Origin of the sequence: Mycobacterium colombiense, assembly GCF_003284935.1 — a bacterium.
Classification (GTDB): Bacteria; Actinomycetota; Actinomycetes; order Mycobacteriales; family Mycobacteriaceae; genus Mycobacterium; species Mycobacterium arosiense_A.
In genome coordinates this window covers 1-24,759 of sequence record NZ_QMEV01000032.1, presented here as the reverse complement: position 1 = coordinate 24,759, position 24,759 = coordinate 1, and the positions used below count along the sequence as shown (strand labels likewise).

At 69.2% G+C, this 24,759-nt stretch carries 24 protein-coding genes and 1 pseudogene; 8 read left to right on the top strand and 17 right to left on the bottom strand.

Annotated features, from left to right (window positions below):
• Positions 1-96 precede the first annotated feature (96 nt).
• Positions 97-1,572: a flavin-containing monooxygenase gene (locus DQP57_RS15325; protein ID WP_112633756.1), complete on the bottom strand. Its 1,476-nt coding sequence runs from the start codon at positions 1,570-1,572 to the stop codon at positions 97-99.
• Positions 1,573-1,595: 23 nt separating this feature from the next.
• Positions 1,596-2,057 carry an SRPBCC family protein gene (locus tag DQP57_RS15320; protein ID WP_112633755.1) on the bottom strand — a complete coding sequence of 154 codons (462 nt, stop codon included), beginning with the start codon at positions 2,055-2,057 and terminating at the stop codon, positions 1,596-1,598.
• A gap of 89 nt (positions 2,058-2,146) precedes the next feature.
• Between DQP57_RS15320 and ald the strand changes: the two genes are divergently transcribed.
• Positions 2,147-3,262 (top strand): alanine dehydrogenase, encoded by a 1,116-nt coding sequence (gene ald, locus DQP57_RS15315; RefSeq protein ID WP_112633754.1) that lies wholly within the window; start codon positions 2,147-2,149, stop codon positions 3,260-3,262.
• On the opposite strand, the gene DQP57_RS15310 is transcribed toward ald, so the two are convergent.
• The 4 genes from DQP57_RS15310 to rpsO form a co-directional block, all read right to left on the bottom strand.
• Entirely contained in the window at positions 3,259-4,284 is a 1,026-nt protein-coding gene (locus DQP57_RS15310) for a nitronate monooxygenase (protein WP_112633753.1), read from the bottom strand. The two genes, ald and DQP57_RS15310, sit on opposite strands and share 4 nt — an antisense overlap.
• Positions 4,285-4,344: 60 nt before the next feature.
• Positions 4,345-5,727, bottom strand: coding sequence for a M16 family metallopeptidase (locus DQP57_RS15305; RefSeq protein ID WP_240631771.1), 1,383 nt, complete (start codon positions 5,725-5,727; stop codon positions 4,345-4,347).
• The gene (locus tag DQP57_RS15300; RefSeq protein WP_112633752.1) at positions 5,705-7,960 is read right to left on the bottom strand and encodes a polyribonucleotide nucleotidyltransferase; all 2,256 of its coding nucleotides are present in this window, start codon (positions 7,958-7,960) and stop codon (positions 5,705-5,707) included. The genes DQP57_RS15305 and DQP57_RS15300 overlap by 23 nt, the downstream gene beginning before the upstream one ends.
• A gap of 364 nt (positions 7,961-8,324) precedes the next feature.
• Positions 8,325-8,594, bottom strand: a complete 270-nt coding sequence (rpsO, locus tag DQP57_RS15295) for a 30S ribosomal protein S15 (protein WP_007775081.1) — start codon at positions 8,592-8,594, stop codon at positions 8,325-8,327.
• 170 nt (positions 8,595-8,764) lie between these two features.
• Here rpsO and DQP57_RS15290 point away from each other — a divergent pair, with 170 nt between their 5' ends.
• Together DQP57_RS15290 and DQP57_RS15285 are read left to right on the top strand one after the other, a co-directional pair.
• Positions 8,765-9,106: an ArsR/SmtB family transcription factor gene (locus DQP57_RS15290; RefSeq protein WP_112633751.1), complete on the top strand. Its 342-nt coding sequence runs from the start codon at positions 8,765-8,767 to the stop codon at positions 9,104-9,106.
• A 3-nt stretch (positions 9,107-9,109) separates the two neighbouring features.
• Positions 9,110-9,594, top strand: a pseudogene (locus DQP57_RS15285) (SRPBCC family protein).
• Positions 9,595-9,617: 23 nt separating this feature from the next.
• Here the strand turns inward: DQP57_RS15285 and DQP57_RS15280 are convergent.
• Positions 9,618-10,604 (bottom strand): bifunctional riboflavin kinase/FAD synthetase, encoded by a 987-nt coding sequence (locus DQP57_RS15280; RefSeq protein ID WP_112633750.1) that lies wholly within the window; start codon positions 10,602-10,604, stop codon positions 9,618-9,620.
• Positions 10,605-10,717: 113 nt separating this feature from the next.
• Here DQP57_RS15280 and mntR point away from each other — a divergent pair, with 113 nt between their 5' ends.
• On the top strand, positions 10,718-11,410 hold the full coding sequence (mntR, locus tag DQP57_RS15275) for a manganese-binding transcriptional regulator MntR (protein ID WP_112633749.1): 693 nt from the start codon (positions 10,718-10,720) through the stop codon (positions 11,408-11,410).
• Here mntR and DQP57_RS15270 read toward each other — a convergent pair.
• The 5 genes from DQP57_RS15270 to DQP57_RS15250 form a co-directional block, all read right to left on the bottom strand.
• On the bottom strand, positions 11,407-12,669 hold the full coding sequence (locus DQP57_RS15270; protein ID WP_112633748.1) for an acyl-CoA dehydrogenase family protein: 1,263 nt from the start codon (positions 12,667-12,669) through the stop codon (positions 11,407-11,409). The two genes, mntR and DQP57_RS15270, sit on opposite strands and share 4 nt — an antisense overlap.
• Positions 12,670-12,676: 7 nt before the next feature.
• Complete coding sequence (locus tag DQP57_RS15265) at positions 12,677-13,867, bottom strand: lipid-transfer protein (protein WP_112633747.1); 1,191 nt, start codon at positions 13,865-13,867, stop codon at positions 12,677-12,679.
• 112 nt (positions 13,868-13,979) lie between these two features.
• Positions 13,980-14,873, bottom strand: coding sequence for a tRNA pseudouridine(55) synthase TruB (truB, locus tag DQP57_RS15260; protein WP_112633746.1), 894 nt, complete (start codon positions 14,871-14,873; stop codon positions 13,980-13,982).
• Positions 14,870-15,550: a 4'-phosphopantetheinyl transferase PptT gene (gene pptT / locus DQP57_RS15255; protein WP_112633745.1), complete on the bottom strand. Its 681-nt coding sequence runs from the start codon at positions 15,548-15,550 to the stop codon at positions 14,870-14,872. The genes truB and pptT overlap by 4 nt, the downstream gene beginning before the upstream one ends.
• The gene (locus DQP57_RS15250) at positions 15,547-16,524 is read right to left on the bottom strand and encodes a metallophosphoesterase family protein (RefSeq protein WP_112633744.1); all 978 of its coding nucleotides are present in this window, start codon (positions 16,522-16,524) and stop codon (positions 15,547-15,549) included. Before DQP57_RS15250 ends, pptT begins: the two co-directional genes overlap by 4 nt.
• A gap of 159 nt (positions 16,525-16,683) precedes the next feature.
• On the opposite strand from DQP57_RS15250, the gene DQP57_RS15245 reads away from it, so the two are divergent.
• Together DQP57_RS15245 and DQP57_RS15240 are read left to right on the top strand one after the other, a co-directional pair.
• Entirely contained in the window at positions 16,684-17,271 is a 588-nt protein-coding gene (locus tag DQP57_RS15245; RefSeq protein ID WP_112633743.1) for a DUF3558 domain-containing protein, read from the top strand.
• A 51-nt stretch (positions 17,272-17,322) separates the two neighbouring features.
• On the top strand, positions 17,323-19,047 hold the full coding sequence (locus DQP57_RS15240; RefSeq protein ID WP_112633742.1) for a CocE/NonD family hydrolase: 1,725 nt from the start codon (positions 17,323-17,325) through the stop codon (positions 19,045-19,047).
• Here the strand turns inward: DQP57_RS15240 and DQP57_RS15235 are convergent.
• Positions 19,006-19,578, bottom strand: a complete 573-nt coding sequence (locus DQP57_RS15235) for a DUF1802 family protein (protein WP_112633741.1) — start codon at positions 19,576-19,578, stop codon at positions 19,006-19,008. The two genes, DQP57_RS15240 and DQP57_RS15235, sit on opposite strands and share 42 nt — an antisense overlap.
• Positions 19,575-19,844: a DUF2277 domain-containing protein gene (locus tag DQP57_RS15230; RefSeq protein WP_112633740.1), complete on the bottom strand. Its 270-nt coding sequence runs from the start codon at positions 19,842-19,844 to the stop codon at positions 19,575-19,577. Before DQP57_RS15230 ends, DQP57_RS15235 begins: the two co-directional genes overlap by 4 nt.
• Positions 19,845-19,945: 101 nt before the next feature.
• Here DQP57_RS15230 and DQP57_RS15225 point away from each other — a divergent pair, with 101 nt between their 5' ends.
• On the top strand, positions 19,946-20,695 hold the full coding sequence (locus DQP57_RS15225; RefSeq protein ID WP_112633739.1) for an enoyl-CoA hydratase: 750 nt from the start codon (positions 19,946-19,948) through the stop codon (positions 20,693-20,695).
• Between the two features lie 58 nt (positions 20,696-20,753).
• Positions 20,754-21,335 (top strand): hypothetical protein, encoded by a 582-nt coding sequence (locus DQP57_RS15220; protein WP_112633738.1) that lies wholly within the window; start codon positions 20,754-20,756, stop codon positions 21,333-21,335.
• A gap of 18 nt (positions 21,336-21,353) precedes the next feature.
• On the opposite strand, the gene DQP57_RS15215 is transcribed toward DQP57_RS15220, so the two are convergent.
• From DQP57_RS15215 to infB, 3 genes are all read right to left on the bottom strand, one after another.
• Positions 21,354-22,361 (bottom strand): DHH family phosphoesterase, encoded by a 1,008-nt coding sequence (locus DQP57_RS15215; RefSeq protein ID WP_112633737.1) that lies wholly within the window; start codon positions 22,359-22,361, stop codon positions 21,354-21,356.
• On the bottom strand, positions 22,336-22,824 hold the full coding sequence (gene rbfA, locus DQP57_RS15210; protein ID WP_112633736.1) for a 30S ribosome-binding factor RbfA: 489 nt from the start codon (positions 22,822-22,824) through the stop codon (positions 22,336-22,338). Before rbfA ends, DQP57_RS15215 begins: the two co-directional genes overlap by 26 nt.
• A gap of 64 nt (positions 22,825-22,888) precedes the next feature.
• A partial coding sequence (gene infB, locus DQP57_RS15205; protein ID WP_205869138.1) for a translation initiation factor IF-2 occupies positions 22,889-24,759 on the bottom strand: 1,871 nt, incomplete at its 5' end.

Sequence of the window (24,759 nt, the reverse complement as noted above, 5' to 3'; positions counted from 1 at the left end):
TTGCGGTGGACGCCGCGCGTCCCAAGGCGCGTCCCAAGTATAGGTAGGCGACCCAGATATGCGAAACCGCCGGTACTGGGTTCTTCGGCGAGGCCCTCAGCGGGCCGCGACGTGCCGGCGCAGGTCGTACTGGCCGGGGTCGGGGTTCGCCAGCATCCGCCGGTGTTCGGCCGGCGTGAGGGGCCACACCTCCGGCACGCCGTCCTTGTTGAGGTACCAGCTGTTACAGCCGGTGGTCCACACGGTGTCCGGCATCGCCGCGCGCAACCTCGCGTTGAACCGCTCGGTCGCGGCGGCCGTCGGCTCGACCGTGTCGAATTCGTGGCGGCGCCAGCGCTCCACCCAGCCCACGATGTGGTCGGCCTGCGATTCGGCCACCGTCGTCAGCGCCAGGTTCCCCACCGGGCTGTGCGGCCCCAGCATCATGAAGAAGTTGGGGAAGCCGGACAGCGCCACGGTTTGGTAGGCCCGCGGCCCGTCGCGCCACACGTCGTTGGCGCGGATGCCGTCGCGGCCGATCAGCTCCATCGGCCGGAAGAACGCGTGGGTGTCGAATCCGGTGGCGAGCACGATGACGTCCACCTCATGGAGGACCCCGTCGGCGGTGACGATGCCGCGCTCTTCGACGTGGTCGATGCTCGCCGTCACCAGGTCGACGTCGTCGCGCTGCATCGCCCGGTAGAAGCCGTTGGACATCACCAGTCGTTTGCAGGCCGGCGTGTAATCGGGGGTCAGGGCTCGCCGCAACTCGGGATCGCGGATCTCCCACAGGCTGGCGCGGCACAGCGCCGCCATGATCTTGCGGCGCAGGCCCGGCTTGGTCAGTCCGACCGCGAAGTAGTCGTAGCCCAGGCTGTAGGCCCGGTACGCCAGCGCATCGAGCCACGGCATCTTGCGCCGCGTCAGCCCGGTGAAGCCGCTGTAGCGCGGATTGGCCAGCCGCAGCACCCATTGCGCCGTGCGCTGGAACAGCGTGACGTGCCCAGCCGTCCCGGCCAGCCCGCACACCAGCTGCACGCCGGTCGATCCGTTGCCGACGACCGCGACCCGGCGGCCGCGCACGTCGACGCCGTGATCCCAGCGCGCCGAGTGAAAAACGTTGCCGCCGAAGTCATCCAGGCCCGGAATCGACGGCAGCCGAGGGTGGTGCAGCACGCCGGTGGCCGAGATCAAGAAATCGACCTTGAATTCCTGGCCGGTTTCCTCGCCGGCGTCGGTGCGCACCACCCACCGGCCGTCGTCGAAACGCGCGTGGGTGATCTCGGTGCCGAACCGGATCCGTTCCCGCAACCCGTAACGGTCGGCGACGCCGCGGAAATAGGCCTGGATTTCGCCGCCGGGCGAGAACAGGTGCGACCAGTCGGGGTTTCTGGCAAAGCTGTATTGGTAGATGCGCGAAGGGATGTCGCAGACCAGACCCGGGTAGGTGTTGTCCCGCCAGGTGCCGCCCACCTCGTCGGCCTTCTCGTAGATCGTCACGTCGGTGATTCCGCTGCGCAGCAAGGCGATTGCGACACACAGCCCGGACATGCCCGCTCCGACGACGGCCACGGCGGGATCGCGTCGCGTCATCGCAGACTCCGGCGGTTGTTGGGCTAGTGGCTTTCGGCGCGCTGCTTGAGGCGCTGCAGGGTGAGCCGGATGTGCTCGGTGTTGGCGGCCACCCGATCGGTGACGCCGGTGGCCTTGCCGGCGACCTTGCGGAACCACCCGGGCCTGCGGTCCCAGGTGCTTTCGGTGACCGCACATCCGCCGTCGGCCGCGACGATGTCGTATTGCCAGCGGGCGACCGGAAAAATGGTGTGGCTCACGTCGAATGCGAAGCGGCGACCCGGCTCCGCCTCGGTGACCGTGCACTTGGTGCTCCAGCGCCGGCTGCCGCTCCGGTTGTGGCCGGTGAACACCGCGCCCGGGCGCACGGCGTCGCCTTTGCGCCATTCCATCGCCACCGCCTCCTCGGCCAGCTCGGCCAGCGTGGGCAGGTCGGTGATGAGCCGGTACACCTCGTCGGGCCGGGCCTCGATCTGCACGGTGGCCGTCACGCACGGGTCGCTCATTGGCCGATCATAGCCAGCAAACATCGGCTTTTGCGCCCCTCACGAACTTTCTTCACACTTGAAGGTGAACCGGCAACCAAGGGGCGATCATGCGAGTCGGCGTACCGACCGAGACCAAGACCAACGAGTTTCGGGTGGCCATCACCCCCGCCGGTGTCGCCGAGCTGACCCGCCGCGGCCATGACGTGTTGGTGCAGGCGGGCGCCGGGGACGGATCGGCGATCCCGGATGCCGAGTTCAAGGCCGCCGGCGCGCAACTGGCCGACACGGCCGAGCAGGTGTGGGGCGACGCCGACCTGCTGCTCAAGGTCAAGGAACCGGTGCCGGCCGAGTATGACGTGTTGCGGCGCAACCAGATCCTATTCACCTACCTGCATCTGGCCGCGTCGCGGGCGTGCACCGAGGCGCTGCTGGCGTCCGGGACGACGTCGATCGCCTACGAGACGGTCCAAGCCGCCGACGGCACGCTGCCGTTGCTGGCCCCGATGAGCGAGGTCGCCGGCCGGCTGTCGGCTCAGGTGGGGGCCTATCACCTGATGCGCACCCACGGTGGGCGCGGCGTGCTGATGGGCGGGGTGCCGGGCGTCAAACCCGCCGACGTCGTGGTCGTCGGCGCGGGGACGGCCGGCTACAACGCGGCCCGCGTCGCCAACGGCATGGGGGCGGCGGTCACGGTTCTCGACGTCAACATCAACAAGCTGCGGTTGCTCGACGCGGAGTTCGGCGGCCAGGTCCGCACCCGCTACTCGTCGGCCTACGATCTGGAGGGCACCGTCAAACGCGCCGACCTGGTCATCGGCGCGGTGCTGCGGCCCGGCGCCAAAGCACCCCACCTGATCTCGAATTCGCTTGTCTCGCAGATGAAACCGGGTGCGGTGCTGGTGGACATCTCGATCGACCAGGGCGGCTGCTTCGAGGACTCCCGACCGACCACGCACGACGACCCCACCTTCACCGTGCACGACACGGTGTTCTACTGCGTGGCGAACATGCCCAGCGCGGTGCCCAAGACCTCGACCGTGGCGCTGACCAACGCGACGATGCCCTACGTGCTGGCGCTCGCCGGCCGTGGCTGGCAGGCCGCGTGCCGGTCGGATCACGCTCTGGCCAAAGGCCTTTCGACGCACGACGGCGCCCTGCTCTCCGAGCAGGTGGCCACCGATCTCGGCCTGCCGTTCACCGACCCGGCCGGCGTTCTGGGCTAACCGGTGGCCGCGAGTTTGGCGATGATGTCGGCCGCGGGCCCGGCGCACGCGTGCTTGAACGACGTCCCCGCCCACAGGGGCATCCCGTTGGGGTCTTCCATGGCGGCGGCCGCTTCCCGGATCGGCGAGGTCATCTGGTTGACCTCGGGGTAGCCCAGCGGTGCCACGTGATCGAGCGTCCGGGTGAAGTCGTTCTCCAGGCCGCGCGCGTAGCGGCCCGAAAACGCCCGCGTGACAACGGTGGTGGCGAACAACGGGTTCTTCAGGGCGACGCGATGCGCCGAGTTGGTGCCCGCCTCGTCGGCCAGCAGCAACGCGGTGCCAACCTGGGCCGCCACCGCTCCCCTGCGCAGCGCCGCCCCGACCTCGTCGGCGGTGCCCAGCCCGCCCGCCGCGACGATCGGGACGTCATGGGCGTGCCGGATGCGGTCGATGAGCTGGTGCAGCGACTCGTTCGCGGGTTCCATGTCCGGGGCGAACGTGCCGCGATGCCCACCCGCGGCGGGTCCCTGGACCACCAGGCTGTCCGCGCCGGCCGCGACGGCCACTCCCGCTTCGTAGGCCGATGTCACGGTGACCATCACCAGCAGTCCCAACGCGCCGAGCCGCCGGATCACATCCGGCGGCGGCACGCCGAAGGTGAATGACACCAGCTCGGGCCGGACGTCGGCGACCACCTCGAGCTTCTGCTCCCACTCGTCGTCGTCGCCGTGCTCCGGGTGACCGACCTCCACCTGGTAGTGCTCGGCGATCTCCTCGAGTTCGGCCGCGTAGTAGTGCAGGGCCACCCAGTCGGCGACGCTGGGTTGGGGCACGAACAGGTTCACCCCGAGCGGACCGGTGGTGGCCCTGCGGGCCGCGGCGATGTCGTCGGCGAATTGCTCGGCGCTGCGGTGCCCACCGGGAACGAAACCGAGCCCACCCGCATTGGACACCGCCGCGGCCAACGCGGGAGTCCCGGGCCCGCCGGCCATGGGGGCGCCCACGATGGGCACCGTGATGTCCCAGAAGCCCAGTACCATCCGGCTAGTCCGTCGACGGCGAGCGCCGCCACGGCGCGAGTGAGGAGGCGGACATTTGAGTTAGCCTACCATCGCCCGAAGTTGTTGCGGCAGTGATCGTTTGGCGGCATAAGGGCCCAGAACCGCGGCGCCGTAGCGCTGCCCGAGCAGCCGGTGGGCCACCGCGTTGACCTCGTCGACGGTCACCCGATCGATTTGTGCCAGCGTGTGCTCGATGCTGCGGTGTCTGCCGTAGTTGAGCTCGCTGCGGCCCAGCCTGCTCATCCGCGAGCTGGAATCCTCCAGGCCGAGCACCAGCCCGCCGCGCAACGACCCCTTGGCGATCCGGCATTCCGATTCGGTGATGCCGTCGCGGGCCACCGACTCGAGCACGCCGCTGGTCACCGCCATCACCTCGGCGAAGCGTTCCGGCTGGCAGGCGGCATACACCGACAGCGCGCCGCTGTCGGCGAACACGTCCACCGTCGAGTACACCGAGTAGGCCAACCCCCGCAGCTCCCGAACCTCCTGGAACAGCCGGGAGCTCAGGCCGCCGCCCAGCGCGGTGTTCAGCACCGACAGCGCCCAGCGATGCTCCCAGCCGCGCCCGGGCGTGCGCACACCCAGCGACACGTGGGCCTGCTCGGCGTCCCGGTTGCCCAACATCAGGACGGGACGGCCGGCGACCCGGCCGGACCCCTTGCGCGGCGCGATCGGTTCGCGCCCGCGGACCAGATGCGGCCCGAAGTGCTTGCGCACCAGCGCGACCACCTCGTCGTGGTCGACGTTGCCGGCCACCGCGACCACCATCCGCTCCGGCGTGTAGCGCCGGACATGAAACGAGTGCAGCTGGTTTCGGGTCATCGACGTCACCGAGCGGGCGGTGCCGATGACGGGACGGCCCACCGGATGATCACCGAAGAGCGCGGACAGGAACATGTCGCCGAGCGCGTCCTCGGGATCGTCGTCGCGCATGGCGATCTCTTCGAGGACCACGTCGCGTTCCAGCTCGACGTCGGAGGCCGCGCAGCACCCGTTGAGCACCACGTCGGCCACCAGGTCGACGGCCAGGGCCAGATCGCTGTCGAGCACGTGCGCGTAGTAGCAGGTGTGCTCCTTGGCGGTGAACGCGTTCAGCTCTCCCCCGACGGCGTCCATCGCCTGCGCGATGTCCACCGCCGTGCGGCTGGGGGTCGACTTGAACAGCAGATGCTCGAGGAAGTGCGCGGCGCCGGCCACGGTCGCGCCTTCGTCGCGCGAGCCGACCCCGACCCAGACCCCGACCGACGCGGAACGCACCGAGGGCAGGTACTCGGTGACCACCCGCAGGCCGCCCGGCAGCGTGCTGCGCCGCAGCGTGGCCTGGGGTGCGACGTCGGCCTCAGCGGCCTTGCCCCGGCGCAGAGCACCGGCCCGACCGGGACGCGTCCCGGTCGACGAGTCAGCTGCTCGCCGTCGCGGCATCGGCAGGTGCGGCCGCCGGAGCATCGGCGGGAGCCGAGCTGTCTTCCTCCACCAGGACCAGCGAGATCTTGCCGCGCTTGTCGATGTCGGCGATCTCCACGCGCAGCTTGTCGCCGACGTTCACCACGTCCTCGACCTTCGCGATCCGCTTGCCCTTGCCGAGCTTGGAGATGTGCACCAGGCCGTCACGGCCGGGCAGCAGCGACACGAACGCACCGAAATCCGTTGTCTTGACCACGGTTCCGAGGAACCGCTCACCGACCGTGGGCAGTTGCGGGTTCGCGATGGCGTTGATCCGGTCGATCGCGGCCTGCGCCGAGGGCCCGTCGGTGGCGCCGACGAACACGGTGCCGTCGTCCTCGATGGAGATCTGCGCGCCGGTCTCCTCGGTGATCGCGTTGATCACCTTGCCCTTGGGGCCGATGACCTCACCGATCTTGTCCACCGGAACCTTGATGGTGGTGACCCGCGGCGCGTACGGACTCATCTCGTCGGGTGCGTCGATGGCCTCGGCCATGACCTCCAGGATGGTCAGGCGCGCGTCCTTGGCCTGCGCCAGCGCTCCGGCCAGCACCTGCGACGGGATGCCGTCGAGCTTGGTGTCCAGCTGCAGCGCGGTGACGATGTCCTTGGTGCCGGCGCACTTGAAGTCCATGTCGCCGAAAGCGTCCTCGGCGCCGAGGATGTCGGTCAGCGTGACGAAGCGACGCTCGGTCTTGCCGTCGACCTCGACGTCGTCCGACACCAGGCCCATCGCGATACCGGCGACCGGGGCCTTGAGCGGCACACCGGCATTCAGCAGCGACAGGGTCGAGGCACACACCGAGCCCATCGACGTCGAACCGTTGGAGCTCAGCGCCTCGGACACCTGACGGATGGCGTAGGGGAACTCCTCGACGCCGGGCAGCACCGGAATCAGGGCACGCTCGGCCAGGGCGCCGTGCCCGATCTCGCGCCGCTTGGGCGAGCCCACCCGGCCGGTCTCGCCGGTGGAGAACGGCGGGAAGTTGTAGTGGTGCATGTAGCGCTTGGAGGTCTCGGGCCCCAGCGAGTCGATCTGCTGAGCCATCTTGACCATGTCGAGCGTGGTGACGCCCAGGATCTGGGTCTCACCGCGCTGGAACAGCGCGCTGCCGTGCGCCCGCGGCACCACGGACACCTCGGCCGACAACGCGCGGATGTCGGTGATGCCGCGGCCGTCGATGCGGAAGTGATCGGTCAGGATGCGTTGGCGCACCAGCTTTTTGGTCAGTGACCGGTATGCGGCGCTGACCTCTTTCTCGCGGCCCTCGTAGGTCTCGGCCAGGCGCGCCAGCACCTCGGCTTTGAGCTCGTCGGTGCGCGCGTCGCGTTCGGCCTTGCCGCCGATGGTCAGCGCCTTGGCCAGCTCGTCGGTGGCCACCGAGGCCACCGAGTAGTAGACGTCGTCGCCGTAGTCCGGGAACGTCGGGAACTCGCCGACCGGCTTGGCGGCGGCCCCGGCAAGCTCCTCCTGCGCGCTGCACAGCACCGAGATGAACGGCTTGGCGGCCTCGAGCCCTTCGGCCACAACGGTTTCCGTCGGCGCCTGGGCGCCGCCCTCGACGAGCTCGATGACCTTCTCGGTGGCCTCGGCCTCGACCATCATGATCGCGACGTCACCGTCGACCTTGCGGCCGGCCACCACCATGTCGAACACGGCGCGCTCGAGCTGCTCGACGGTCGGGAACGCCACCCACTGGCCGTCGATGAGCGCGACCCGCACGCCCCCGATCGGACCCGAGAACGGCAGCCCGCTCAACTGGGTCGACGCCGACGCGGCGTTGATCGCCAGCACGTCGTACAGGTCGTTGGGGTCCAGGCTCAGGATCGTCACCACGACTTGGATCTCGTTGCGCAGCCCGGACACGAACGACGGGCGCAGCGGCCGGTCGATGAGCCGGCAGGTCAGGATCGCATCGGTGGAGGGACGGCCCTCCCGACGGAAGAACGAACCGGGGATGCGACCGGCGGCATACATCCGCTCCTCGACGTCGACGGTCAGCGGGAAGAAGTCGAAGTGCTCCTTGGGGCTCTTGCTGGCGGTGGTCGCCGACAACAGCATGTTTTCTTCGTCGAGGTAGGCGACGACGGCGCCAGCGGCCTGCTGGGCCAACCGGCCGGCCTCGAAACGGATGGTGCGGGTGCCGAAGCTCCCGTTGTCGATGGTGGCGGTCGACTCGAACACGCCCTCTTCAATTTCAGCGACAGACATGGACGTCCGTACGGCCTCTCTTGTATTCAGCTTTTTCGCGTGGCCACGCGCGAACCGCAGGCCTGACGGCCACGGGTCACCCGCGGGAGGCGCTGAGTCTGAATACGGCTACGGCCATCGATCGAAGCGGCCGACCTGCCCCAGATCCGGAGAGCCCGGCAGCCACTACCGAAGACCGCCCGATGCAGACTGGCTGCTCCCTCGAACGTGCGTAGTGACACGCTGGAACGGCACACGCGGATCTGCGTGACCGCACCGTTTGCTCGGACCGAACCGGCCCAGAACGTCCTCACTCTACACGGGCGACCTCTGCCCGCCATATCGCTCGGAATTTGCGGGGCCGCGAACGCCCGTGAGGCCTGCGTCAGCGACGCAGGCCCAGCCGCTCGACCAGCGAGCGGTACCGCTCGACATCGATCTGCGCGACGTACTTGAGCAGCCGCCGGCGGCGTCCGACCAGCAGCAGCAGCCCGCGCCGCGAGTGGTGGTCGTGCTTGTGCACCTTCAGGTGCTCGGTCAGGTCGGCGATCCGCTTGGTCAGCAGCGCGACCTGCGCCTCAGGCGAACCGGTGTCGGTGCCATGCAGGCCGTAGTTGCCCAGGATCTCTTTTTTCTGCTCGGCAGTAAGCGCCACGAACTAACTCCATCAATCGGTGCCGCGAGAAATCTTGTGCGTGGCCGCCGCGGACTGCAGCACACGCCATATCGGCTGGCGAGTCTATCAGCGGCGGCGACGTCCACCGAAATCGCAGGCCAGCGCGGCGCCCTTGACAACATACAACCATTTGGTTGTATGTTGTCAAGGTGACCGTAGACCAGGAAGACCGGGTGGACGCTCTGTTCCACGCGCTCGCCGACCGAACCCGGCGCGACATCGTGCGCCGGACACTGGCCGGGGAACACTCGGTTTCGGCATTGGCACTCAAGTACGACATGAGCTTCGCCGCGGTGCAGAAGCACGTCGTCGTGCTGGAAAGGGCCGGCCTGGTCACCAAACGACGACGCGGTCGCGAACAGCTGGCCAGCGGTGACGTGGCGACCGTGCGGTCGGTGGCCGCGATGCTCACCGAACTCGAATCCCTCTGGCGGGATCGCATCGCCCGCGTCGACGAACTCATCGCATCCGACTCACACCAGGAGGACTGAACCATGCCCGTGACCGACGTCCAGCACGACCCGGACAACCTGACGCTGACCATCACGGCGGACTTCGCCGCGCCGGTAGCCCGGATCTGGCGGTGTACGCCGACCCTCGTCAATTGGAGAAGGTGTGGGGGCCCCCGTCCCACCCGGCGACCGTCGTCGACCACAGCCTCACACCCGGCAGTCGCACGACGTATTTCATGACCGGACCGGACGGCGAGAAATACGCCGGGTACTGGGAGATCACGGCCGTGGACGAACCGACGAGCTTCTCGTTCCTGGACGGCTTCGCCGACCTGGACTTCAACCCGAACCCCGACCTCCCGGTCTCGAGAAATGTGTACACATTCGCCGAGCACAACGGCGGCACTCGCGCGACCTACGTGAGCACCTACTCCTCCGCCGAGGCGCTGCAGCAGGTGCTGGACATGGGCGTCGTCGAGGGCGCCTCTTCGGCCATCGACCAGATCGACGGCCTGGTCGCCGCCTGACGCCTCCTGGCGGCTCCTGCGGATCAGTCTTGGGCCGAGAGGGTGATGCGGGTCCGTTCGGTGTCCCTGCCCATCGCCTCGATCAGGTCCCCGATCGAGTCGAACTTGTGCTGACCGCGGATGCGGGCGACGAAGTCCAGGGCCACGTGCTGCCCGTACAGGTCGGCTTCGGTGTCCAGGACGAACGCCTCGACGGTGCGGGTGCGCCCGGAAAACGTCGGGTTGGTGCCCACCGACACCGCCGCCTGATAACGCTCGCCCGGGACCATCTCCCCAGGGGCCCCCGCCCCCTGACCATGGCCGAGCACCGTGAACCACGCCGCGTACACGCCGTCGGCCGGGATGGCCGAGTACATCGGCGGCGCCACGTTCGCGGTGGGAAAGCCCAGTTCGGCGCCGCGACCGTGGCCGCGGACCACCACGCCCTCGACCCGGTGGGGCCGGCCCAGGGCCTCCATGGCCGCCACCACGTCGCCGGCGTCCACGCAGGACCGGATGTAGGTGGACGAGAACGTCACGGTCTCGTTGCTGTGGTGCTCGGAGAGCAGCGACATCGACTCCACGGCGAACCCGAAGCGCTCGCCGGCGCGTCGCAGGGTTTCGACGTTGCCGGCCGCCTTCTTGCCGAAGGTGAAGTTCTCCCCCACGACGACCTCGACCACGTGCAGGTTTTCCACCAGCAGCTCGTGGACGTAGCGCTCCGGGGTGAGCTTCATGAAATCGGTGGTGAACGGCATCACCAGGAACACGTCGATGCCCAGCTCTTCGACCAGCTCGGCGCGCCGGGTCAGCGTCGTCAGCTGCGCGGGATGGCTGCCGGGGTAGACCACTTCCATCGGGTGCGGATCGAACGTCATCAACACCGTCGGGACGTTGCGGGCGCGCGCCGCTTTCACGGCGTGCGCGATCAGCTCGGCGTGGCCGCGATGCACACCATCGAACACACCGATGGTGAGCACACACCTGCCCCAGTCCGTGGGTATCTCGTCTTGGCCGCGCCACCGCTGCACGTCCGCAAGCCTACGGCGCCGAGTGGTCCGCCGGGAGATCGGAGCGGGGCAAACCCCGCCATGGTGTCGGGGAACACGCCGGATCAGGCGTGGGTTGCCTAAACTTTGTCGTTGTGAGGGCTGACGAGGAACGTGGCGGTATCAGCGCGGTCGGCCAGGACTACCTGAAGGTCATCTGGAACGCCCAGGAGTGGTCGCTGGAAAAGGTCAGCACCAAGATGCTGGCCGAGAAGATCGGGGTGTCGGCCAGCACCGCCTCGGAGTCCATCCGCAAACTCGCCGAGCAGGGCCTCGTCGACCACGAGAAATACGGCGCGGTCACGCTGACCGAGGCGGGGCGGCGGGCGGCGCTGGAGATGGTGCGCCGCCACCGGCTGCTGGAGACCTTCCTGGTCAACGAGCTCGGCTACGCCTGGGACGAGGTGCACGATGAGGCCGAGGTGCTCGAGCACGCCGTGTCGGATCGCCTGGTGGCCCGCATCGACGCCAAGCTGGGCTTCCCGCAGCGCGACCCGCACGGTGACCCGATCCCGGCCTCCGACGGGCAGGTGCCCACCCCGCCGGCCCGCCAGCTGTGGGCGTGCGACGACGGTGACACCGGGACGGTGGCCCGCATCTCCGACGCCGACCCCGAGATGCTGCGCTACTTCACCGACGTCGGCATCAACCTGGATTCCCGGCTGCGGGTGCTGACCCGGCGCGAATTCGCCGGAATGATCTCGGTGGCGATCGATTCCGGCGACGGCGCCGAGACGACGGTCGACCTGGGCAGCCCGGCCGCCCGGGCGATCTGGGTGACGGCCTAACTCGACAGCAGACCCTTGGCGATGTGGGTGACCTGAACCTCGTTGCTACCCGCATAGATCATCAGCGACTTGGCGTCGCGGGCCAGCTGCTCCACCCGGTACTCGGCCATGTAGCCGTTGCCGCCGAACAGCTGCACGGCCTCCATCGCCACCTCGGTGGCCGCCTCCGAGGAGTACAGCTTGATGGCCGACGCCTCGGCCAGCGTCAGCGGCTTGCCGGCCTGCTGGCGCTCGATGGTGTGAAAGACCATGTTCTGCACGTTCATTCGGGCGATCTCCATCTTGGCCAGCTTGAGCTGGATCAGCTGGAACTGCCCGATGTTCTTGCCCCACAAGGTCCGGGTCTTCGCGTAATCCACGCACAGCCGGTGGCATTCGTCGATGATGCCCAGCGCCATCATCGCGATCCCGATCCGCTCGGCGGCGAAATTGTCGCGCGCGCTGTCGCGGCCGTCCCCGCTGGCGTGCTGTTCGCTCTCGCCGAGCAGCCGGTCCGGTCCCAGCCGCACGTTGTCGAAGAACAGCTCGCCGGTCGGCGAGGACATCATGCCCATCTTCTTGAACGGCTTGCCCTGCGTGAGGCCCGGCATGCCGGCATCGAGCACGAAGACCAGCACCGGGCGGTCGCGTTTGTCCACCGTCGCGTCGCCCTCGTCGAGCTTGGCGTAAACGACCAGGACGTCGGCGCAGGGCCCATTGGTGATGAAGGTCTTCTGCCCGTTGAGGATGTAGGTCCCATCTGCGTCGCGCCGGACCGTGGTCTTCATGCCGCCGAACGCATCCGAACCCGAGTCCGGCTCGGTGATGGCCCACGCCGCGATCTTGTCCAGCGTCATCAGCTCGGGCAGCCAGCGTTCCTTCTGGGCCAGCGTCCCGCGGCTGGCGATGGTGGCCGCGCCCAGGCCGAGGCTCACCGACGCCGTGCTGAGCAACCCGATGCTGACCCGGGCGATCTCGGAGACCAGCACCGCGATCATCGATCCCTGGGCGCCGCCACCGAAACCGCCTGATTCGTCGGGCTTTTCGCCGGATTCTTCGGCGGCGGTTCCGTCCAGCTTGGCGCGCTCGCGGTCCAGCATCTTCTTGACCGACTCGGCGGCCATGGCGTCGAGGCCGAACTGGCTGAACAGCTTGCGCGCGATCGGATACGGCGACTTTGCGCCGGTTTCCAATTCGTCCAGATGCGGGCGGATCTCTTTGTCGACGAACTGCCGAACGGCATCCCGGACCATCAGGTCCGTCTCGGACCACTCGATCATGGCGCCCTTAACGCTCGGCGCGCTGGTAGGCGGTGACGACGGCCGCGCCACCCAGCCCGATGTTGTGTTGCAGTGCGGCGGTGACATTGTCGACCTGTCGCTTGTCGGCGGTCCCGCGCAGTTGCCAGGTCAGTTCGGCGCACTGCGCCAGCCCGGTCGCGCCCAGCGGGTGACCCTTGGAGATCAGGCCGCCGGACGGGTTGACCACCCAGCGCCCGCCGTAGGTGGTGTCGTTGTTGTCGATCAGCTTGGGCGCCTCACCCTCGCCGCACAGACCCAGGGCTTCGTAGAGCAACAGCTCGTTGGCCGAGAAGCAATCGTGCAGCTCGATCACCTGGAAGTCCTGCGGCCCGAGCCCGGACTGGTCGTAAACCTGTTGCGCGGCTTGGACATTCATGTCATAGCCGATGAGGTTTTTGGCGCTGCCGTCGAACGTCGAGGCGAAGTCGGTGGTCATCGCCTGCCCGACGATCTCCACGGCCTGCGCGGCCAGACCGTGGCTGTCGACGAAGCTTTCCGAGGCCAGGATGGCCGCGCCCGAACCGTCGGAGGTGGGCGAACACTGCAGCTTGGTCAGCGGGTCGGAGATCATCCGCGCGGCCAGGATGTCGTCGAGCGTGTAGGACTCCTGGAACTGGGCGAACGGGTTGTTGACCGAGTGCTTGTGGTTCTTGTAGCCGATCTTGGCGAAATGCTCTGCGGTGCTGCCGTATTGCTTCATGTGTTCGCGGCCGGCGGCGCCGAACATCCAGGGTGCGACGGGCATCGCGAACTCGTCGATGGCGGCCATCGCCTTGACGTGGCGGCCCATCGGCGATTCGCGGTCCTGGGCGCCGCCGCCCAGCGAACCGGGCTGCATCTTCTCGAAACCGAGCGCGATCGCGCAGTCCACGATGCCGCCGCGGATGGCCTGGGCCGCGAGGAACAGCGCCGTCGATCCGGTGGAGCAGTTGTTGTTGACGTTGACGACCGGGATGCCGGTCATGCCCAGCTCGTAGAGCGCGCGCTGGCCGGACGTCGAATCGCCGGCGACGTAGCCGACGTAGCCCTGCTGGACCTCGCGGTAGTCGATGCCGGCGTCGGCGAGCGCGTTGGTTCCCGATTCCCGGGCCATGTCCGGGTAATCCCAGCCCTCCCGGCGGCCCGGCTTTTCGAACTTCGTCATGCCGACACCGATGACGTAGACCTTGTTGGACATCCTTGTCCCCTTCCGAACCGTGGGCGGTCTAGGCACTCAGTGTGCAACGTGGCCCAACCAACCGTTCGGCCGGGGCGGGTGACAGTGCCGGCGGTGACAGCGCCGCGGGCGGCTACAGCGTCGCCGGGCGGATCACCACCACCGACTTGGTGCGTGACCCCTCGTCGCGCAGCAGCGCCATCACCCGGCCGTCGGGATCACACGCCGCGTAGACGCCGTCGATGCCGGCCGGCTGCAGCGACCGGCCGTTGGCGGTCGCCTCGGCCTGGTCGGACGACAGGTCGCGGCGCGGGAAGATCAACAGGCAGGCCTCGTCCAGGCCGTAGCTGAGCCGGGGCCGCTCCGCCAGCTCGTCAAGCGGATACGCCTGATCGAGCCCGAAGCGCCCGACGCGGGTGCGCCGCAACGCCGTCAGGTGCCCGCCCACCTCCAGGGCGGCGCCGAGGTCGCGGGCCAGGGCGCGAATGTAGGTTCCCGACGAGCAGTCGACCTCGACGTCGAGGTCGACGACGTCGCCGCCGGCGCGGATGGCGCACACCTCGAACCGGTCGATGCGCACCGGGCGGGCCGCGAGCTCGACGGCCTGGCCCTCGCGGGCCAGCCGGTAGGCGCGCTTGCCGTCCACCTTGATCGCGCTGACCGTCGACGGCACCTGCTGGATGTCGCCGCGCAGGCCGGCCACCGCTGATTCGATCGCCTCGCCGGTGAGGCGGCGCGCCGGGACGCTGCGCACCAGTTCGCCCTCGGCATCGTCGGTGGACGTGCTCTGGCCCAGGCGGATGGTGGCGGTGTAGGACTTGGTGGTCGCGGTCAACAGGCCCAGGATCTTGGTGGCGCGCTCGATGCCGATCACCAGCACGCCGGTGGCCATCGGGTCCAGCGTCCCCGCATGCCCCACCCTGCGGGTGGCATAGATCCGCCGGCAGCGCCCGACCACGTCATGACTGGTCATCCCGGCCGGCTTGTCGACGACGACTATTCCGGTCCCGCTGGGGCTTTCGGTCATAGCACGATCGCGGTGAGCACCAGCCCCCGCTCGACGGACCAACGGCCCCGCAGTTCGGTCAGCGGCGGACCGGACAGCGCCGCCGGGTCGATCAGGATCCGCGACACGAACCCGCCCGTCGTCGACCCGGGACCGTCGGCTTCGAACGCGATGTGGGCGTCCTCGAAGCCCAGCCACCGCTTGGTCAGCGGGAACCACGCCTTGTACGTTGCCTCCTTGGCGCAGAACAGGATTCGATCCCAATGCAGATCACCCGACAGGTTCGCCGGGATCTCGGTGCGTTCGGCGGGCAGGCTGATCGCGTTCAGCACCCCGTCGGGCAACACGTCATGCGGTTCGGCGTCGATGCCCACCGAGCGCACCGCGTCCGTGCGGCCCACCACCGCACCCCGGTAGCCCGTGCAGTGGGTCAGGCTGCCCACCACGCCGTCCGGCCAGCAGGGTTCTCCCTTCTCGCCCTTGAGGATCGGAACCGGCGGCAGGCCGAGCTCACCGAGCGCGATGCGGGCGCAGTTGCGGACGGTGATGAACTCGTTGCGCCGCTTGGCCACCGACCTGGCGATCAGCGACTCCTCCTCGGGCAGCGGCGCGAGATCGGGCGGGTCGGAATACGTCTCCGCGGAGGCCAGGCCGTCCACCATCGGGAGCACCGAGGACACCAGCTTGTCCCCCGTCATCGAGATTGCCGCTGCCGCAACCGTTCCCGGAACTGCTCGGCCTGCTGCCGCATCTCGGGAGTGATCTGGAAGTGGCCACCGAAGTCGTTGAGGTCGCCCGGCGCGTATTGCGGATCCGGCAACACCTGGCGCAGCCAGCTGGGCGGCTTGCGGCGGCGCCACTCGCGCGGATAGCCCACCGACACTTCCTCGAAGCGCACGTCGTCATACCAGGTGGTCCGCGGGATGTGCAGGTGGCCGTAGACCGAACACACGGCGTTATACCGGGTGTGCCAGTCGGCGGTCTTGGTGGTCCCGCACCACAGCGAGAACTCCGGGTAGAACAGGGCGTCGCAGGGCTCACGGACCAACGGGAAGTGGTTCACCAAAACGGTCGGCGTCATCCAGTCCAGCTCTTCGAGCCGGGCGCGGGTGATCTCCAGGCGCTCGCGGCACCACGCCTCGCGAGTGGGGTACGGCTCCGAGGAAAGCAGGAACTCGTCGGTGGCCACCACGTTGCGCTCGCGGGCGATGGTCAGGCCTTCGGCTTTGCTCGTGGCTCCCTCGGGCAAGAAGCTGTAGTCGTAGAGCAGGAACATCGGCACGATCGTGGCCGGTCCCCCGCGCTCGGTCCACACCGGGAACGGATGCTCGGGCGTGACGATGCCTATCTCGTCGCACATGTTGACCAGGTACTCGTAGCGAGCCTTGCCGAAGATCTGCACGGGGTCGCGGGTGGTGGTCCACAGCTCGTGGTTGCCCGGCACCCAGATGACCTTGGCGAACCGCCGTCGCAGCAGGTCAAGGGCCCAGCGAATCTCGTCGGTGCGTTCGGCGACGTCACCGGCGACGATCAGCCAGTCGTCCGGATGGGAGGGATGCAGCGATTCGGTGACGGGCTTGTTACCCAGGTGACCGGTGTGCAGGTCGGACACCGCCCACAGTGTCGGTTGCCCACCGTTGCTCGATTCCCGCCCAGATGTATGCCCAGCCACGAATAACCACCCTAACGACTTGACCCGGCCAGGCCCCTTTCGCGGGCGTCATTTCGGCCGGCGAGCGGGTGAGTTAGAACAAGTTCAGGTTTGCCTGTGACGTCGCGCGCGGTACTTGTACACTCCCCCGAAAGGACCGGTCGGGCGTCAGGGGGTGTCGTGTTCGCCAATGTTCGTCTGATGGGGGCGCTGGGTGCGCTGCTCACAGCGGCCATCGGGGGCACGGTGGGCTTGGTGAGCTCCCCGGCCCCGTCCGGTGGCGGGGATCGGCCCGTCGAGCTGCGCTCGACCGCCCAGCCGATGGAGACCACGATGAAGAGCCCGATCGTGGCGACCACCGATCCGCGCCCGTTCGACGCCTGCGAGGACATCCCGTTCGACGTCATCCAGCGCCTCGGGCTGGGCTTCACACCGCCCGAACACGAAGACGGGCTGCGCTGCCACTTCGACGCCGGGAACTACCAGGTGGCCGTCGAGCCGATCATCTGGCGCACCTACGAGGCCTCGCTGCCCGCCGACGCCGTCGAGACGACGATCGCGGGTCACCGGGCCGCGCAGTACTGGGTGCTCAAACCGACCTACCACAACAGCTACTGGTTCTACTCGTGCATGGTCGCGTTCAAGACCAGCTACGGCGTGCTGCAGCAGGCGCTGTACTACTCGACCGTCTACTCCAACCCCGAGGTCGACTGCATGCAGACCAACGTGCAGCGCGCCAACGACCTCGCGCCGTATTACAAGTTCTGATTTCCACCGCGCCGCGTCGCGACCGGCCGGCCGGGCCCTAGGGTGAGGATCGTGAGCACGACCATGACCCGGCCCGCGCAGCCGGCGCTGCACACCCTGCGACACCTGGGCACCAAGGCCGCCGCCCGGCTGCTCGGCCTGCCGCCGGAGACCACCGACTACACCGTGGCGCGCGAGCGCGTGCCGATGCGCGACGGGGTCTTGCTGGTGGCCGACCACTACGCACCGGCGACCGCGTCGCCGCTTGGCACCCTGCTGGTCCGCGGCCCCTATGGACGCGGGTTTCCGTTCACGCTGATATTCGGCGCGCTGTACGCCGCGCGCGGCTATCACGTCGTGCTGCAAAGCGTGCGCGGCACGTTCGGATCGGGCGGGGCCTTCGAGCCGATGGCCAACGAGGTCGACGACGGGGCCGACACCGTGGCCTGGCTGCGCGAGCAGCCATGGTTCACCGGCCGCTTCGCCTCCATCGGAATGTCGTATCTGGGGTTCACCCAGTGGGCCCTGTTGCAGGATCCCCCGCCGGAGCTGGCCACCGCCGTCATCATGGTCGGTCCGCATGATTTCAACGAATCGACTTGGGGCACAGGCACATTCGCGATCAACGACTTTCTGGGGTGGAGCGACATGGTGGCGCACCAGGAGGACCCGGTGCGGGTGCGCGCCGCGCTGCGCCAGCTGCAGACCCGCCGCAGGGTGGCCCAGGCCGCGGCCGCGGTGCCGCTGGGCGACGCCGCGCGCGGCGTGCTGGGCACCGGCGCACCGTGGTTCGAATCCTGGGTCGAACACAGCGAACCCGACGACCCGTTCTGGGATGCGTTGCGGTGCACCCAGGCGCTGGACCGGGTGCAGGTGCCGGTGCTGTTGGTGGGCGGCTGGCAGGACATCTTCATTAGGCAGACGCTGCAGCAGTACGCGCACCTGCGCGGTCGCGGTGTCGACGTCGCGCTCACCGTCGGCCCCTGGACGCACACCCAGTTGCTCACCACCGGGTTTTCCACCTGCGCCCGGGAGTCACTGGACTGGCTGGGCACGCACCTGGGTGGCGCGGCCACGTCGCGCCGGCCCAGCCGCGTGCGCGTCTACGTCACCGGCGGGGGCGGCGGCTGGCGCAGCCTGCCCGACTGGCCGCCCGCCACCACCGAACGCGCGCTGTACCTGCGGCCCGGCGGCTACCTGGGTGAGACCGCGCCCACCCTGAAGGGGTTGGCGCCCGCCACCTTTCGCTACGACCCGACCGATCCGACACCGACCACCGGTGGCCCGTTGCTGTCCGCCAACGGCGGATACCGCGACGACAGCCGGCTGGCATCGCGCGATGACGTGCTGGCCTTCACCAGCGCGACGCTCACCGAGGACTCCTACGTCTACGGCTGCCCGGTCGTCGAGCTCGCCCACGGCGCGGACAGCCCGCACGCCGACCTGTTCGTGCGGGTGAGCGAGGTCGACGCCAAGGGCCGGTCACGCAACGTCAGCGAGGCGTATCGACGGCTGCGCCCGGCGTCAAAACCGAAGTCGGAGAAGATCGTTCGCCTCGATCTCGACGGCATGGCCCACCGCTTCCGGGCCGGCTCGCGCATCCGGGTGCTGATCGCCGGCAGCTGGTCGCCGCGCTACGCGCACAATCTCGGCTCCGGCGAGCCGGTGCTGACCGGCCGGCAGCCCACGCCGGTCACCCACACCGTGCGCTACGGACGCTCCCGGCTGGTGTTGCCGGTCGGGCCCGCCGAGTTGTCAGCCAACGGCGTCGCGGACCCGGGCCGCGACCGCGGCTAGCGCCGCCTGGTCGTGAACGGGGTGGCGCCCCGGCGCCGCCAAAGAAGCCTGCACCGGCAGCTCCACCCAGCTCTTGCAGCCGCCGTACTCCGGGGCCCGGCTGAGGCGCATCGGCTCGGACAGCGGGAGCACCGAGACCACCAGCACCGCGAGTTTGTGCTTGGGACGGAAGTCGAGCCGGTCGGCGCGCACCGACTCGGCGGTCCAGATGTGCAGGTCCTCGATGGCCGCCAGGCCGTCCGGGCGCTCAACCGGCACCGCCGCAACGACTTTCGCGGCGGCCCGGATCACCAGCTCCTCGTCGGTGCTGTCCGCGGCCGCCGGTGTCAGCAGGTCCCGATGCTCGGCGCGCACCCGCTCGGCGTGGCTGTGCGCGACCGTCGGGAACAACAGGAACTCGCGGGCGGCCAGTTCGAACCGCTTCTCCCCGATGCCGCCCTTGCGCAGCAACACCCGCTGGCGACCGTCCAGCAGCGCGTGCACCGCCGCACTCCACTCCTTGAGCGCGGGGGTCGTTGTGATGACGGTCATTTCGCGCCCGCCATGCGCGCGATCACCTCGGGCCGGCGCAGCGGCGGAACGGTCTTGGGCGGCTGGCGCCGCGGCGGCAGCTGAGCCAGCAACCGCGTCGTCGTCTCGGTGACCTCGGCGACCGCCGCCTCGAACGCGTCGACATGAGCCGCCGACGGGCGGGTGATCCCGCTGACCTTGCGCACATACTGGCGGGCCGCCGCCGCGATTTCCTCGGCGGTGGCCGCCGGCCGCAGCCCGCGCAATTCGGTGATGTTCCGGCACATCTTTCCCACGATAAGCGCTGCTCGCCGGCGCCGCTCCCCGGAGCATGGGCCGGCGGCAAGGCGGCCCGCCGCCCCGGCGGCCGACTGGCTACGGTGAAGCCATGACCGACGAGATCCTGCTGATCGACACCGACGAGCGAGTGCGCACCCTGACCCTCAACCGACCGCAGTCGCGCAACGCGCTGTCCTCGGCGCTGCGGGACCGCTTCTTCTCGGCGCTGGCCGACGCCGAAACCGACGACGACGTCGACGTCATCATCGTCACCGGCGCCGACCCGGTGTTCTGTGCGGGGCTGGATCTCAAGGAGCTGGGGGGCTCCTCCGCGCTGCCGGACATCTCGCCGCGCTGGCCGGCGCTGACCAAGCCGGTGATCGGCGCGATCAACGGCGCCGCGGTGACCGGCGGACTGGAGCTGGCGCTGTACTGCGACATCCTGATCGCCTCGGAGAACGCCCGATTCGCCGACACCCACGCCCGGGTGGGGCTGCTGCCCACCTGGGGTCTGAGCGTGCGGTTGCCGCAGAAGGCGGGAATCGGGCTGGCCCGGCGGATGAGCATGACCGGCGACTACCTGTCCGCCAGCGACGCGCTGCGCGCCGGACTGGTGACCGAGGTGGTGCCGCACGACCGGCTGCTGGCCGCCGCCCGCGCGGTGGCGGCGTCGATCGTCGGGAACAACCAGGACGCGGTGCGGGCGCTGCTCGCGTCGTATCACCGCATCGACGACGCGCAGACCAGCGCCGGCCTGTGGCAGGAGGCGGCGGCGGCCCGCCAGTTCCGGACCAGCGGTGACGACATCGCCGCCAACCGGGAGGCCGTGCTGGCGCGCGGCCGTTCGCAGGTGCGCTGACCTCGCGATCTGCGGCGGCCCGTTCCCACCGGCCGGGCCCACGCCATACGATCAACTGATGCATGCGGTCGTCGGTGTCACCGTGCGGGTGCTCGGCGGCCTGGCGCTGGCCGCGGCGTCGGCGATCGCGGTGTCCGCGCCGCCCGCGGGCGCGCAGCCGCCGCCGGGATTCCCCAACCTCGACTCCTTCATCCCGGTGCCGTCCGACGGCTATCTCGGCGCCGGCGCGCCGGGCGGCGCGCCGCGGGTCAGCTTCTCCACAGGCTCCGCCCTGGTGTGTGACTTCTACGGCGGGCCGCCGCCGGTGCCGCAGCCGTCGCAGGACATCAAGTGCAAGGGCGACATGCCGGGGATGGACGACGTCCCCTTCCCCGGTGGCCGTCCGCGACCCGGGGACTGCATGGTGGGTTCGGTGGACTTCAAGGGGCCCGGCTACCAGCTGAGCCGCATGTCCTACGCCGGATGCGACGGCAACCCGGCCCCGCTACCCACCGGCGCCAAATCGCTGGGGGCGGGCCAGAAGTTGACCTATCTCAACGTCACCTGCGCGGTGGGGGCCGACAACCTCGTCGCCTGCCTGGACACCACCAGTGGCGACCACGGATTCGTGGTGCAGCGCTCGGGAAGCTGGGCGTTCTAGTCCCGGGCTAGTCCAGACCTAGTCCAGGGCGGTGCGCAGCGACGCCACCGCGTCCTCGATCGAGCCGGTGGTCGAGTAGCCGGCCGCCAACCGGTGCCCCCCGCCGCCGAACCCGGATGCCACCGACGCCAGGTCCACCGCGGCCTTGGCCCGCATGGACACCGACCACTGCTGCGGCGCGATCTCCTTGAACACCGCGGCCACCTCGGCCTGCTGCGTGGTCCGCACGATGTCGACGATGCTCTCGACTTCCTCCGGACGTGAACTGGTCCAATCCAGGTTGTCGACAACGGCATACACCAGTCCCCGGCCGCCCGCGGCGTCCGGCAGCAGCCGGGCCGAGGCCAGCACCCGCGACAGCAGCGGGAGCCAGCCGAACGGGTGGCTGTCCATCAGGGTGCGGCTGATCGCGGCGTTGTCCACGCCGCCGTCGACCAGCCGGGCCGCCAGCCGCAGGGCGCGCGCGCTGGCCCAGCGGAACGATCCGGTGTCGGTCGTCAGGCCGGCGTAGATGCAGTGCGCGACGTCGGGATCGATGGGCATGGCCCAGGCGTCCAGGATGTCGGCGACCATCATCGTGGTCGAATCGGCCGACACGTCAACGAAATTGGCGGTGCCGAACATGTCGTTGGAGGCGTGGTGGTCGATGACCAGCACCTCGCCGGCCTCGACGGCCAAGTCGCTCAACGCGCCCAGCCGTTTGACGCTCGGAACATCGACGGTGACAACCAAATCGACGTCGCGGCGCATCGCATCTGGGCTGACCAGCAGCCGGCAGCCGGGCAGCGACGCCAGCGACTCGGGCAGCCCGGCCGGCTCGGCGAAACTGACCTCGACCTGCTTGCCGCACTTGTCCAGCACCAGCCCCAGCGCCAGCCCGGCGCCGATGGTGTCGGCGTCGGGATGCACGTGTGCGATCACCGCGACGCTGTCGGCGTCCGACAGCAACTCGACCGCCCCCGCGGCGTCGACGCGTGCCCCCACGCGGGGGTCGCCCAGCTCAGTATTCGCGTTGGTCGTCGTCACCGATGCTCCCGTCGAGGCCGGGCTCGCCGCCCGATCCGCTATCCCGGTATGGATCGGCCTCCCCAGCCGGCTTGGCGCCCGAACGAACCCGCGCCAGATCAGCGTCCGCGGCGCGGGCACGCGCCAGCAGTTCCTCCATCCGCTGCACGTTGTCCGACGTGGTGTCGCGGGTGAAGGTGAGGGTGGGCGTGAAACGCACGCCGGTGCCGGCCCCGACCTTGGTGCGCAGCGCGCCCTTGGCCCGTTCCAGGGCGGCCGCGGCGGCCCCGTAGTCCGGCTCGTCGTCCAGCGTGCGTCCCATCACCGTGTAGAACACCGTCGCGTCGTGCAGGTCGGCGGTCACCTTCGCGTCGACGATGGTGACCCCCTCGAGCCCGGGATCCTTGATCTCGAACTCGATCGCCGAGGCGACGATGGTGTTGATTCGCTTGGCCAGACGGCGCGCCCGGGCCGGGTCAGCCATTCGGATTCACCGCCTTCTCCTCATCACTTCGTTCTGCGTCGTCGTTACGTGTCGTCGGCGGTGGTCAGGTCCGCTCCTTCTGGACCAGCTCGTAGGACTCGATGATGTCGCCTTCTTTGAGGTCGGAATACCCCAGCGTCATACCGCACTCGAAGCCCTCGCGGACCTCGGTCACGTCGTCCTTCTCCCGTCGCAGCGAGCTGATCGACAGGTTGTCGGTGACCACGATGTTGTCTCGCAGCAACCGCGCCTTGGCGTTGCGGCGCACGATGCCGCTGCTGATCATGCAGCCGGCGATGATGCCGACCTTGGAGGACCGGAAGATCGCCCGGATCTCGGCGCGGCCCAACGTGTTCTCCTCGTAGATCGGCTTGAGCATGCCGCGCAGGGCCTTCTCGATCTCGTCGATCGCCTGGTAGATCACCGAGTAGTAGCGGATCTCCACGCCCTCGCGGTTGGCCAGCTCGGTGGCCTTGCCCTCGGCGCGCACGTTGAAGCCGATGATCACCGCATCCGAGGCCGACGCCAGGTTGACGTTGGTCTCGGTGATGCCACCGACACCGCGGTCGATGACGCGCAGCGCCACCTCGTCGTCGATCTGGATGCCCATCAGGGCCTCTTCCAGCGCCTCGACCGTACCGGCGTTGTCGCCCTTGAGGATCAGGTTCAGCTGGCTGGTTTCCTTCAGCGCCGAGTCCAGGTCCTCCAGGCTGATCCGCTTGCGGGAACGCGCCGCCAGCGCGTTGCGCTTGCGGGCGCTGCGCTTGTCGGCGATCTGACGGGCGATGCGGTCCTCGTCGACGACCAGCAGGTTGTCCCCGGCGCCGGGCACCGAGGTGAAACCGATGACCTGCACCGGCCGCGACGGCAGCGCCTCTTCGACGTCGTCGCCGTGCTCGTCGACCATGCGGCGAACGCGGCCGTAGGCGTCGCCGGCCACCACCGAGTCGCCGACCCGCAGCGTGCCGCGCTGCACCAGGACCGTGGCGACCGGCCCGCGACCGCGGTCCAGGTGCGCCTCGATCGCCACACCCTGCGCCTCCATGTCGGGGTTGGCCCGCAGGTCCAGGGCGGCGTCGGCGGTCAGCAGCACCGCCTCGAGCAGGGCCTCGATGTTGGTGCCCTGCTTGGCGGAGATGTCGACGAACATGGTGTCGCCGCCGAAATCCTCTGCCACCAAACCGTATTCGGTGAGCTGCCCGCGGATCTTGGCCGGGTCGGCGCCCTCGACGTCAATCTTGTTGACCGCCACCACAATCGGCACGTCGGCCGCCTGGGCGTGGTTGATGGCTTCCACCGTCTGCGGCATGACGCCGTCGTCGGCCGCCACCACCAGGATGGCGATGTCGGTGGCCTTGGCGCCGCGGGCACGCATGGCGGTGAACGCCTCGTGACCCGGGGTATCGATGAACGTGATCGGCCGCTCGACACCGTCGTGTTCGACGGTCACCTGGTAGGCACCGATGTGCTGGGTGATGCCGCCGGCCTCGGCCTCGCGGACGCTGGCGTTGCGGATCGTGTCCAGCAGTCGGGTCTTACCGTGGTCGACGTGACCCATGACGGTCACCACCGGCGGCCGGGTCTGCAGGTCTTCCTCGCCGCCCTCGTCCTCGCCGTAGCTCAGGTCAAAGGACTCCAGCAGCTCGCGGTCCTCGTCCTCGGGGCTGACGACCTGCACGACGTAATTCATCTCGCTGCCCAGCAGCTCGAGCGTCTCGTCGCCGACCGACTGGGTGGCCGTGACCATCTCGCCCAGGTTGAACAGCGCCTGCACCAGCGAGGCCGGGTTGGCGTTGATCTTGTCGGCGAAGTCGGACAGCGAGGCGCCGCGGGCCAGCCGGATCGTCTCGCCGTTGCCGTGCGGCAACCGCACGCCGCCGACGACGGGCGCCTGCATGTTCTCGTATTCGGCGCGTTTCGCCCGCTTCGACTTGC

Bases quoted from the DNA above. Each gene is read 5' to 3' on its own strand.
- DQP57_RS15325 (WP_112633756.1), bottom strand. From the start codon at position 1,572: ATGACGCGACGCGATCCCGCCGTGGCCGTCGTCGGAGCGGGCATGTCC.
- DQP57_RS15320 (WP_112633755.1), bottom strand. From the start codon at position 2,057: ATGAGCGACCCGTGCGTGACGGCCACCGTGCAGATCGAGGCCCGGCCC.
- ald (WP_112633754.1), top strand. From the start codon at position 2,147: ATGCGAGTCGGCGTACCGACCGAGACCAAGACCAACGAGTTTCGGGTG.
- DQP57_RS15310 (WP_112633753.1), bottom strand. From the start codon at position 4,284: ATGGTACTGGGCTTCTGGGACATCACGGTGCCCATCGTGGGCGCCCCC.
- DQP57_RS15305 (WP_240631771.1), bottom strand. From the start codon at position 5,727: ATGCCGCGACGGCGAGCAGCTGACTCGTCGACCGGGACGCGTCCCGGT.
- DQP57_RS15300 (WP_112633752.1), bottom strand. From the start codon at position 7,960: ATGTCTGTCGCTGAAATTGAAGAGGGCGTGTTCGAGTCGACCGCCACC.
- DQP57_RS15270 (WP_112633748.1), bottom strand. From the start codon at position 12,669: ATGATCGAGTGGTCCGAGACGGACCTGATGGTCCGGGATGCCGTTCGG.
- DQP57_RS15265 (WP_112633747.1), bottom strand. From the start codon at position 13,867: ATGTCCAACAAGGTCTACGTCATCGGTGTCGGCATGACGAAGTTCGAA.
- truB (WP_112633746.1), bottom strand. From the start codon at position 14,873: ATGACCGAAAGCCCCAGCGGGACCGGAATAGTCGTCGTCGACAAGCCG.
- pptT (WP_112633745.1), bottom strand. From the start codon at position 15,550: ATGACGGGGGACAAGCTGGTGTCCTCGGTGCTCCCGATGGTGGACGGC.
- DQP57_RS15235 (WP_112633741.1), bottom strand. From the start codon at position 19,578: ATGACCGTCATCACAACGACCCCCGCGCTCAAGGAGTGGAGTGCGGCG.
- DQP57_RS15230 (WP_112633740.1), bottom strand. From the start codon at position 19,844: ATGTGCCGGAACATCACCGAATTGCGCGGGCTGCGGCCGGCGGCCACC.
- DQP57_RS15225 (WP_112633739.1), top strand. From the start codon at position 19,946: ATGACCGACGAGATCCTGCTGATCGACACCGACGAGCGAGTGCGCACC.
- DQP57_RS15220 (WP_112633738.1), top strand. From the start codon at position 20,754: ATGCATGCGGTCGTCGGTGTCACCGTGCGGGTGCTCGGCGGCCTGGCG.
- rbfA (WP_112633736.1), bottom strand. From the start codon at position 22,824: ATGGCTGACCCGGCCCGGGCGCGCCGTCTGGCCAAGCGAATCAACACC.